Annotated in this window: 13 protein-coding genes and 1 pseudogene; 5 read left to right on the top strand and 9 right to left on the bottom strand. The window is 68.8% G+C overall.

The genetic code is table 11. From position 1 onward, the window contains the following. Window positions 1-85: 85 nt before the first annotated feature. Complete coding sequence (locus TOK_RS21510; RefSeq protein WP_141566484.1) at window positions 86-496, bottom strand: hypothetical protein; 411 nt, start codon at window positions 494-496, stop codon at window positions 86-88. A 583-nt stretch (window positions 497-1079) separates the two neighbouring features. Beyond that, window positions 1080-1331 (bottom strand): hypothetical protein, encoded by a 252-nt coding sequence (locus tag TOK_RS21505; RefSeq protein ID WP_098959815.1) that lies wholly within the window; start codon window positions 1329-1331, stop codon window positions 1080-1082. A gap of 496 nt (window positions 1332-1827) precedes the next feature. Between TOK_RS21505 and TOK_RS35445 the strand changes: the two genes are divergently transcribed. Both TOK_RS35445 and TOK_RS21490 read left to right on the top strand, forming a co-directional pair. After that, a complete protein-coding gene (locus tag TOK_RS35445) occupies window positions 1828-2211 on the top strand; it encodes a DUF2510 domain-containing protein (RefSeq protein ID WP_216362046.1) in 384 nt (127 codons plus the stop codon). Between the two features lie 358 nt (window positions 2212-2569). Beyond that, window positions 2570-3505 carry a restriction endonuclease gene (locus TOK_RS21490; protein WP_216362045.1) on the top strand — a complete coding sequence of 312 codons (936 nt, stop codon included), beginning with the start codon at window positions 2570-2572 and terminating at the stop codon, window positions 3503-3505. Between the two features lie 274 nt (window positions 3506-3779). Here TOK_RS21490 and TOK_RS34300 read toward each other — a convergent pair whose 3' ends face one another. The 4 genes and pseudogenes from TOK_RS34300 to TOK_RS21475 all read right to left on the bottom strand — a co-directional run bounded on the left by TOK_RS34300 (window position 3780) and on the right by TOK_RS21475 (window position 5952). Further along, window positions 3780-4292 carry a hypothetical protein gene (locus TOK_RS34300; RefSeq protein WP_253258544.1) on the bottom strand — a complete coding sequence of 171 codons (513 nt, stop codon included), beginning with the start codon at window positions 4290-4292 and terminating at the stop codon, window positions 3780-3782. Window positions 4293-4327: 35 nt separating this feature from the next. After that, window positions 4328-4501 (bottom strand): annotated as a pseudogene (locus TOK_RS35440) (transposase); the annotation flags it as partial. A 132-nt stretch (window positions 4502-4633) separates the two neighbouring features. After that, window positions 4634-4861 (bottom strand): hypothetical protein, encoded by a 228-nt coding sequence (locus TOK_RS21480; RefSeq protein WP_098959811.1) that lies wholly within the window; start codon window positions 4859-4861, stop codon window positions 4634-4636. A 65-nt stretch (window positions 4862-4926) separates the two neighbouring features. Further along, window positions 4927-5952 carry a hypothetical protein gene (locus TOK_RS21475; RefSeq protein ID WP_216362044.1) on the bottom strand — a complete coding sequence of 342 codons (1026 nt, stop codon included), beginning with the start codon at window positions 5950-5952 and terminating at the stop codon, window positions 4927-4929. A 116-nt stretch (window positions 5953-6068) separates the two neighbouring features. On the opposite strand from TOK_RS21475, the gene TOK_RS21470 reads away from it, so the two are divergent. Then, on the top strand, window positions 6069-6722 hold the full coding sequence (locus TOK_RS21470) for a TetR/AcrR family transcriptional regulator (protein ID WP_098959809.1): 654 nt from the start codon (window positions 6069-6071) through the stop codon (window positions 6720-6722). Between the two features lie 363 nt (window positions 6723-7085). Beyond that, a complete protein-coding gene (locus tag TOK_RS21465; protein ID WP_098959808.1) occupies window positions 7086-7304 on the top strand; it encodes a hypothetical protein in 219 nt (72 codons plus the stop codon). Window positions 7305-7584: 280 nt separating this feature from the next. Here the strand turns inward: TOK_RS21465 and TOK_RS21460 are convergent, their stop codons facing one another. Further along, window positions 7585-8208, bottom strand: coding sequence for a glyoxalase (locus TOK_RS21460; protein ID WP_098959807.1), 624 nt, complete (start codon window positions 8206-8208; stop codon window positions 7585-7587). Window positions 8209-8218: 10 nt separating this feature from the next. Then, complete coding sequence (locus TOK_RS21455; protein WP_098959806.1) at window positions 8219-8560, bottom strand: hypothetical protein; 342 nt, start codon at window positions 8558-8560, stop codon at window positions 8219-8221. A 68-nt stretch (window positions 8561-8628) separates the two neighbouring features. On the opposite strand from TOK_RS21455, the gene TOK_RS21450 reads away from it, so the two are divergent. Next, complete coding sequence (locus TOK_RS21450) at window positions 8629-9273, top strand: 2'-5' RNA ligase family protein (RefSeq protein ID WP_098959805.1); 645 nt, start codon at window positions 8629-8631, stop codon at window positions 9271-9273. Here TOK_RS21450 and TOK_RS21445 read toward each other — a convergent pair. Further along, on the bottom strand, window positions 9188-9787 hold the full coding sequence (locus TOK_RS21445) for a hypothetical protein (protein WP_098959804.1): 600 nt from the start codon (window positions 9785-9787) through the stop codon (window positions 9188-9190). The two genes, TOK_RS21450 and TOK_RS21445, sit on opposite strands and share 86 nt — an antisense overlap. Between the last annotated feature and the right edge of the window lie 227 nt (window positions 9788-10014).

The raw sequence follows: 10014 nt of genomic DNA, 5'->3' as shown, positions 1-10014 counted from the left end.
GGCACAACGGCAAACAAGACCGACCTCCGAGAGAAGTCGATCTTGTTTCGCAGGATTGCTGGTTTGGCCAGCGTGCACGTGTGCCTCAGTCGTCGCTGAGGGATACCGGGTCTGGCGGGGTGGCAGCATCCGAGGCGGGAGCGCCCGGTTCGGTACGGCGCGAGCCACTCTGCGCGGCGGCCAGGAATCCGACGCCCACGATTACCGCACCGCCGAAGATGCTGAGGATGGCTGCCGTAGTCCCGAGGCCGCCCAGCTCGGCCACGCACTTGTCTTCGTAGTCCGAACTGAGCCCGAGCCCGCGGTAGCGGCCGTAGACCATGGAGTTAATGAGATCGTCCTGGCTCTTCGCGTTTGCGAGCTCAGGCGACCATGCGCTCCCGCAGTCCAGCTCACTGCCGCTCATGCGCGTCACGCTGTGAGACGACAAGCCGAGCGCCAACCCGACGATTAAGAGTGCTGCGCCGAGGCCGGCGAGAGCGAGTTTCATCGCCACGTTGAGTCCCCCGATAGTGTGCGCGAGCCGAACGGCCTACGCGCCACCGCTATCGGCGCGAGTCAAGCAGACGTTACGGTCCCGCACGAGCGGTGGTCAGGCTTGAATGCGGCCCTCGCAGAGCAGGCAGGTCTCCGGGATGGCTGGGTCCGTGCCATCCCGAAGACCTCCCAGAGGGCTACCACACCGCCGCCCGTGGGCGGAGCTGGGCGACGTCGGGTGCGGTTGCGTCGAGGGCCGCCCACGGACGTCCGCGCGGTCGGGCTGCGCCGGGTCGACGGGATGGCAGTCGAGGCCAGGGTGCGGTGGGGCAAAATTCCGAGCGAACGACTCAGGAGCGGCCGTCACGTGGGGAGAGAGGCCGAGATGGCGGCAGGTCAGACCGATCGGGATGGAACAGGGCGTCAGTGACGGAGAGCACGCGTCCGCGTTCACACCGAGGAGGCCATCGCGAGAATGGGGGGAGCGGCCGGACTCCTGCGGAAGCCCTCACATATCAACGGTCGAAGTCGGCAATAGATGTCGCACGACATGCAGCGGCCAGCACGGGCCCATGAACCGTATGATCTGGCGTATCGCGCAGCTAGGCGTCGTTGTCGCGTAACTGCTGGCGGAGCCATCGCCGCTGCAGCTCGCGGTCACTCTCGTCGAAGGCAGCCTGTGCTGCCTTCACCTTGTGCGCAGCAATCGCCTCGTTCCATGCTCGCCACTTGTACGCGGCACGCCACGCGATGTAGCCGGCGACAACGAAGGCGAGGAACGCGGGTCCTCCTGCGCGGGAGCCAACCGTGAGGCCGAGGACGACGGTCGCTACCAAACATGCGGCCGAGATCATTATCCAAGCGCGTACTGACAAGAACGGGCGGAGGATCCAACGTTCGCGTACGTGATGGGTCGTGACGGGCCCCCAGTGCACCGAGTGTCCGACGCGGTCCGGCACTTCGCCTCCTTCACGCTGCGCACGAGGTGTGATGGATCTCCGGTAGAGGATAGTGGCCCGTTCTGTCGGCCAGCGAGCCTGTGGGTGATGCCTGCCCAGTGCGCTCGACCGTGCCTGCTAGGCGATCCGGCCGCGCCATGTTGGCCAGGTGGCGCTCCGATGCCGGGTACTGCTGAGCGAGCGACAAACTGAGCGACAACGACAGCGAGGGGAGCGGGGACGGCGCCGGACTCCAGCGGACGTGCGAAGCGTGGTCACGGGGTGGCACGCGGTCAAGCCGGGCCGGAAGTGCCTAGGGGCCAAGAGACACCCATAGCTTTCCAGTCGCGACGTAACAGGGCGCCCGTGAGTACCGACCTCCAGTTCACAGGGCAGTTGAGGAGAACGAGGCATGGCGAAGCGGGTCCATACCGGCTGCAACAACTGCAAGCGCTGTACCAACAGCAGCGCTGCGGAATTCGGGCGAAAGCAGGGCAAGCTCTGGGCCAATGTGATGACTCTGGGAGGCGTCGCGGCCGCTCAAGCATTCACAGCCGACTGCCGAGCATGCGGCCACAAGATGTCGCTGCACGACCGAGGCGACGGAGCGCAAGGAAACTCGTACGCGACGCCAGTCGAAACACGGCCGCCAGCATCAGCACCTGGCCCGGCCGCTCGTACGCTGCCACCTTTGCCCGCGATTCCCGCTGGCTGGTACCAGGACCCGGACGGTCAGCCGTGCAACCGTTGGTGGGATGGACAGCAGTGGACCGCGAATACCGCGCCTCTGATGTAGACCGTCGCCGGTTGCAGACCCTGTTACCTCTATGAGGATGGCGGCTTCGTGCCACCCCGGCAGCCTCCCGGAGGGCTACCACGCGGCCCACCGTGGACGAGGCTGGTGAGATCGGCCAGCGGTGGCGTCGGGGGCTGCCCACGGTCGTCCGTTCGGTCGGGCTGCGCCACGTTGACGGGATGGCACTCAGAGGCCGGGCTCGGTGGGTGAGCGACTTTCTGAGTGACAACCGCGGCAGGGAGCAGGGACGGCGCCGGACAGTGGCGTATGCGCAAGGCGTGATCATGCGCGTCCAGGCGCGGTAGCAGGTCGAGGTGGGTTCGACTACGCCAGGTGCGGCACGGATAACCTGCGAGCCGTGAGTGAAGCCCCGCGGACAGTGAGCGAGATGGCGACCTGGGACGGCTTCCTCCTTCCCGTTCTCCAGGTCTTGAAGGACGGCGAGACGGTCCAGGCCCGCGATCTTCAGGATCGGGTCGCTGATCATGTTGGCCTGACTCCAGAACAGCGGGACGAGGTGCTCGACTCCGGACAGCTGAGATATCGCAACCGCATCGGCTGGGCGGTGTCGTCTCTTGCCCGCGCAGGGGCGCTGACACGGCCTCGACGCGGGTCGTACACGGTCACTGATGTCGGGCGCCGGCTCCTGGCCGAGCACCCGGAAAGGATCGACGAGGTCGACCTACGGCAGATCCCGGCATACAGGGACCACGTGCCGGCCCGGCGCGCCAACTCGTCGCCGGTAGTTCCCGTCACGGACGATCGCAGCAGCTCCGACCTCGACCCGGTGGAGCAGATCGACGCCGGGATTGCGCGCCTTCGAGCAGAGGTGGCCGCCCAGCTCGTCGAGCGCCTGCGCGCCGCTACACCAGACTTCCTTGAGCAGTCTGTCCTTGATGTGCTCGTAGCCATGGGCTACGGCGGAGTCGAGCAACGTGCTCGCCGCATTGGCGGTAGCGGAGACGGGGGAGTAGACGGCGTCATCGACCAGGACCCGCTCGGCCTCGCCCGCATCTACGTCCAGGCGAAACGCTACGCCGCGGACAACATCGTCGGTCGGCCGCAGGTCCAGGGCTTCGTAGGCGCGCTTCATGGTCAGCAGGCCAATCAAGGCGTCTTCATTACCACGAGCAGCTTCTCCAGGGAGGCCATGGACTACGCGCGCAGCGTCAATGCGAGCGTGATCCTTATCGACGGTGAGCGCTTCGCCAATCTCATGATCGACCGGGGGGTTGGCGTGCAGGCTGTGCAGACCTACACGATCGTCAAGCTCGACGAGGACTACTTCGAGTAGCCCTTCCCGCGTAGCAACCGACAGCAACCGGTGTCGCAACCCGACCCGCTCAGCGCGCGCGCGAGTGAACGCCGATGAACGCCTGAGCTGCCCACGAGCAGCGCGACCAGGCCGCCAGCGCACCTTGAAAGCGAGAGTCCCGAAAGGGTCCGGGGGTTCGAATCCCTCCGCTTCCGCTCTCTGAGCAGGGACGACGTCGGCAAGAGGCTGCGCTCTGGTTCGATGTGCCAGCTGACGGTTGCATTTCTGGTTGCAGTCGCCGCCCCCGGGACTCTCATCCGAAGCGTGGCACGACGACTGATCGGCGATCTGATCCACAGGCCGGAGCCGCCACGGCCATGGTGACGTGGCGTTTCCACGCCCGGTAGCGCCTGACCTGGGTCTGGTCGAGTGAGACGGTGGATTTCGAGTCCTGGAAGTCGTCCTCCACCGTCCATCTCATCCCGGCGATCCTGACCAGGATGGTCAGGGGGCAGGGATGATCCGCGGGCGCGTAGGCGTAGAAGTACGCGATCTTGCTCGGGTCGGCGATGGATCGGCGGAGGAGCAGCCATCGGCGCGGGTAGTCGGTGGCGACCCACGCCCAGTCGTAGTAGCGAGGGCCCTTCGCGCCCGCTCCGCACGAGTGGCGGTTCCACCCGTCCGGCTCGACCAGGTGCACCGCCTGGTCCGCGCGCATGCGCCCGCCGCCAGAGGTGGTGACCTGGTGGTCGACGGGCACCGCGAACACAATGCAGATGCCGGCGCCTTCCAAGAACTCGCGCAACTCCTGGCTGCGTCCGTACACCTCGTCCCCGGTTGCCCACTCCGGTCTGATCCCGCGGCCAGCGCCCGTTTCGCCTGCGCGAGGGCGAGCGCCGGCTTGGTGGCGAATGCGTGCTCCTTCGGGAAACCCGCCGTCGCCATCCGCGCCGGATCGGCGAACCAGTCGGCCTGCACGTACAGGTCCCGGTCGATGAGAGCGTGGCCCCGCTTGGTCGCGTACGTCGTGTACACCGCGACGATCACGTTTCAACCCGGCCCATCGTGCCGGAATTCTGCCGCCCCACGGCCGCGGTCTCGTACCCTTCTTCGCCTGCCCCGTCTCATCGAAGATCAGGACGCCGCCGTCGGCGCCGAGGTGCCGGGTCAGGAACGCACCACGTGTCTCGCGGTGTCCTCCTCCCAGCAGGCGTGTTCGAGCAGCTGGTGGAACCGGTACGGCCGGTCCAGGCCGACTGCCTCCGCGATCGACGAACAGTTGCCCGCAACGCCCGGCATCAGTAACCCGCGCAGGTACAACACGCCGTTGGCCCGCAGGTCGCGGCGGCGGTAGATTCGCAAGAGGTCTGCGAGTTCGGCGAATACCTTCCCCATTTGCTCGGGATCTGCCCTGCGATGCAGTGCAGATCTCGAGCCGTGGTCACAGGGTGCGGGGCCTGTCACCTCCGATACCGCTGCGCCACTGCCGCGAAGGCGGCCTTGGGTTCCCATTCCATGTCGGGGTAGGTCTGCCCCCGGCGCCCTTCGAGGAGTTTGACGATGCCCAGGCCGGCCCGGTCCAGGTCGTCCCTGGGGTCGCCGTCCGGGCGGTGCAGGTAGCCAGGCAAGGCGAACAAGAACACAAACGCGCTGTCCACGCCCTCGGTCTCGAAGATCTCCAGCAGGTCGCTCAGATATGCGGCCTGGCCAGCCTCGTCACGCTCGTATATGCCGTTCAGCCGTACAGGGGCCTTGGTCTCCGGGTCGTGCTCGACCACTTCCAGCACCCGTCCGCCGCGGTCGCCCGCGCCGCGGTAGGCCGCGGTGCCGAACCCGGTGATGGCGAGCGGCTTCGGGCCTTGAGCCAGGGTGCGCACCGCCTCTCGGAACCGGTCTGCGACCTCGGCGGAGCGGATCAGCTCGAATGTCACCATGTCGAAGGGAGTCCAGTCGACATGCTCGAACTGGATGGATGCGTAGGTGAGTTTGCCCTGGAAGCGCTCGCGGACCGTGGCCGCGGCGTCGCGGAGGAATGCGTTGATGCGGACGCCGAGCCCCCGCATCGCCTCGGCCCGCCGCTCGGGTTGGCCCATCAGTTGCTCGACCCGTTCCTCAGGACTCCCTCCGGGCAGGAACCCGCGGTTCATCACGCTCAGCTCGACCCCTGCGACGAACACGACCGTGGCTCCCTGCTGCCGGAGCCGTTCCGCTCGCTCGGCGCAGTCGCGGAAGAGCGTGAGGATCTGTTCCGGATCCAGCTCCAGCGGATAGGGCGAGAACCAGACCTCTAGGCCGAGCTCGGTGGCGGCACCGGCGGCCAGCTCCAGTCGGTCCGGGTCACCGCCGATGATCTGGACCGCATTGCAGTGCAGGTCATCGCGGATGATGGCGAGCTCACGCCGGACCACCGCGGGGTCGAAGTGCTCGTGGGATATCTGGCCGTGCACGACGAATCCGGTGTCGTAGGTCATTCCTCTTGCTCGCATGGTGACGTCCCTCCGTCGCTCTCGGGCGGGTCGAGGCTGACAGGAAAAATGCGTACACGCAAGTTTACGTACGCGCAATTTTGCGCGTGCGCAGCCCTGTGTGGAACGCTGACACCGTGACGACACCACCAGGCCTGCGGGAGCGGAAGAAGCAGGCCACACGTGAGGCGCTACGCGAGGCGGCCTTGCGCCTGGCCGTGGAGCGCGGACCGGACCAGGTGCGGGTCGAGGACATCGCCGAAGCGGCCGGGGTCTCGCCGCGCACCTACAACAACTACTTCGCCAGCCGCGAGCAGGCGATCGTCTCCGCTGTCACTGCGGACCGGGAGGCGCGCATCGCGGCGGCAGTCACGGCCCGGCCCGCAGGAGTACGCCTGACCGACGCCGTCACCCAAGCAGTGGTCGAGCAGTACACGAACACCGGTGAGCGCGAACAGCAGGCGCTGCTGCTGATCACCACCCGGACCGCGCTGCGCGACGCGTTCCTCGACACCACCGCCGACATCGAGCCCCCGCTCACGGCGGTGATCGCCGAACGCCTGGGTGACACGGGGGCGCAGACAGCTCGCGTTCTCGCGGCAAGCGTGGCCGCGGCGGTTCGCATCGCGCTGGAAGGCTGGCTCCGGGCGGCCGGGAATGCAGAGGCCGCCGAGGGTTTCGGCGCCGGAGGACTCGTCGTGCCCTCCGGCTCACTGCCCGACCAGCTCCGCGCGGCCATGGCCCCGCTCGCGCCCGCGTTCGACGCCGCTGAGCGAAGCACCCAGCCGTGAAGCCGACCCAGCTGGGGCATCCGCTGGACGAGCAGCAGATCCGGAACATGCCTGCACCCGGCCGTCACCATCCGCATCGACCGGTTCAGAGTAGATGGCGCCGCGTCAGGTCACGATCTGCGACTGGAGTACTGATCCGCTTCCTCTGCCCGGACCACGTCGCTCCTCTCCACGAGATTTGCGATGCAACTCGGGATAGAGAGCATTTCGAATGCACCTCGGCGACGCGGCACCGGCGGAGTTCGGGCGGGTCGACACCGTCGAGTGCCGGATCAGCCGCAAGCGCACCGCGGACGTCAACGTCGTCCACTCGCTCGTCGTCGGCCCGTACAGGTCGCGCCGACTCGCCCCGAGCACCTGCCGATGGGTGTCCGGTCGAGCCTGTCCGTCGACGACCAGGCGGGAGAGTGCGCGGCGCTGACCGCCGGGAACCTGGGCGAGCCGACCTTCCCGCTGCGGGCGCCGCAGATCCTCCGGGTCCGGACGTCGACCTACCTGCGCCGGGCGGGGATGCAGCAGCTGCCTCCGAAGGCCACCTTCACGCTGGGCACGCAGCAGGCGGTGAACCTGAGCGAGACCTGACCACGGAGGTCAGCAGGGCCGTGGAGGGCACATTGGGCGGGTGGACGTCGAAGCTGTCGCTCACGAGGTCGCGCTCGGTGACGCGGTCGCGGGAGTCGCAGCGGACGGGCGAGATCCTGACCCCCGAACGACACGATGCTGCTGTTCGGCCTCTGGCACCGCGTCCACGACCTGCGGATCGAGGGGCCCGCTCACGTCGGTGTCGGAGGGGGAGGGCAACGTGCCGCTCGTGAGCTTCCGGCACGTGCCGATCCCGGGTTGACGGCCCGGGCCGGTCGCGTCACACGGTCTCGGAATCGGTCGCGTCGTGCCAGCGGACGCCGTCGGGGTCGGTGAGCTCGCCGACGTCGCCGCCGATGACGATGCGGTGCGTGCCGGTGCCGTCGGCGGGGACGCCGCCGTCCTTGGCCAACGCCTTGCGGCCGTAGAGACCCAGGGCGATCGGGCTGCCGGGCATCGCGAACTCGACGTAGCGCTTGCCGAAGCTCTTGGCGACGGTGAGCCCGCGGTCGACGTAGAACTGCCGGGTCGCGGCAACGTCGTCGCAGCCGAGGAGCACGACGACCGAGTCGACGTCGCGGGTGGCGGGGCCGGTGTCCTTCTTCGACGACGACGCGATCTTGAGGATGGTGCCGTCGGGTGCCTGGACGACGCCGCCGACGCCCCAGAACGACTTCGCGACCGGCTTCAGGACGGTGGCGCCCGCGGTGGTGGCGGCGTCGGCGAGCGCGCGAGCGGCGGCGGGGCCGGCGACGATCAGCGACACGGTGAAGCCGCGGAAGCCGGTGGCGGGCTCGTCGGTGTGGGCGACGTCGACGAGGAGGTCGAGGCCGAGCGCGGCGTAGAAGGCCCGGGCCCGGTCGGTGTCGTCGGTCTCGATGGTGAGGGAGGCGATGTGCGTCATGGGGATGACGCTAGGAGCGGTGCCGGTCCGGCTGCTTCTCGATTCCTGACGGATCGGTGCCGGTCATCCGGATGGTGAACCCGGCACCCGTGGCCGGGGGACGGTCGGCGTCGAGGGTGTCGTCGCGAAGCATGATCTCGGTCTTGCGCTGGTCGAGCTCGTAGTGCTTGGTGGCGTAGAAGAGCGCGGTGACCTGGTCGAGGCCGGTGGCGAGGGTGACCCGGGTGGTGCGGTGGCGGCGCCACGGCAGCCAGCTGCGGCCGTTGACGTTGTGGCCGACGTGATCGGCGACGGCGAGGCTCATCAGCAGCAGGACGACCCCTGCGACGGCGAGTGCCCAGATCGCGCCCATGCCCCGAAGGGTAGCGCTGACCTGCACCGACTCCGGCACCACACGCGGGAAGGGCTACCGTCGGGTTCATGGCCGATGCGCTGATCGTCACGGCGGTGCTCGACGACGCGGCCCAGGAGCGGTTCGACGCCTTGCGCCGCGCGCACTTCCCGCCCGCCCGCAACCGCCTGGCCGCACACGTGACGCTGTTCCACGCGTTGCCGGGTGAGCATCGTCGCGGGATCGAGGACGACCTGGGCGTCGTGGCGGGGCGGATGGCGGCGACGGTCCCGGTCACGGTGACGGGGCTGCGGTTCACGGGGTACGGGGTGTCCTATGTGCTGCGGTCGCCGGCGTTGACGTCGGCGCGGTCGGGTCTCGCGCGGCGCTGGGAGCCGTGGCTGTCGGCGCAGGACCGTGCGAAGGCCGGCGACCTGCACGTCACCGTGCAGAACAAGGTCGAGCCCGAGGAGGCGCGGGCGCTGCACGACACCTTGCGGGCGGAGTTCGTGCCGTCGCAGGTGACGTCGGTGGGGCTGGCGTTGTGGCGATACCTCGACGGGCCGTGGGAGGAACTGGGCAGAGTCCCTTTCGGGGCGCCTGCCGGCGGTCCCACGGTCAGCGGTCCCACGGCCGGCGATCCCGCGGTCAGCGATCCCACAGGGGATGCGGGTCCCGCCCGGCGGACATCAGGAAGCGGTCGCGCCAGGACACGTCGGCGGGCACAGGGGTGAGTGCGGGGCCGAAGAGGCCGACGTCGCGCCAGTGGTCGGCGCGCGGCTCGGTGAGCTCCCACAGGGCGCGGGAGAAGATCTCGGTGAGCGGGCAGACGGAGCCGCTGAACACGGCCACCTCGTGTGCCGTGACGGCGCGGACGACGGTCTGGCGCACCAGGTAGTCGGCGGTGCTGATGTCGCCGTACCGGGAGTGGACGACGGCGTCGGGGTCGGTGGCCTTGGTCGCGGCGGCGACCGCGGCCTCGGCGAGCCGGGTGAGGACGGCCTCGCGGTCGCCGTCGCCGCCCGCGAGGGGGTCGTCGGTGCCGGGCTCGCCGCCGGCGAGGAGGTCGGGGACGGTCACGTCGTCGCGGGCGTGCTCGCGGACGACCACGGAGATCGTGACGCGCGGGGCGTCGGGCAGGGCGAACGGCGGAGGCACGGTGGTCGACCGGTGCTCGCGGCCCACGCGGGCCAGGACCCACAGGGCGACCTGCTCCGCCGTCACGAAGAGCTCAGCCTCGCGGATCATGCGACCTCCTCGTCGACGCCCGGCCTCCCGGTGATGAGAGGCACACCTTTGCACGACAGCGGCAGGTCGTGGCGTCTCAAATTGGTCCGCTCGGCGGAACCGGCCGCCCGCGAGGGTGGTACGGGGTTCGTCGTCCGGAACTCCACGGCGCGATCATGCCGATCGGCCTGCTGTGCTGCAACGTAGTTGGGGCGGCAGCGAGGGGCTCCCCTGCGGTCTCGCCACCA

The organism is Pseudonocardia sp. N23, assembly GCF_002583555.1.
Lineage (GTDB): Bacteria > Actinomycetota > Actinomycetes > Mycobacteriales > Pseudonocardiaceae > Pseudonocardia.
The sequence above is the reverse complement of the archived record's forward strand: the minus strand, read 5'-3'. Positions and strand labels throughout refer to the sequence as shown.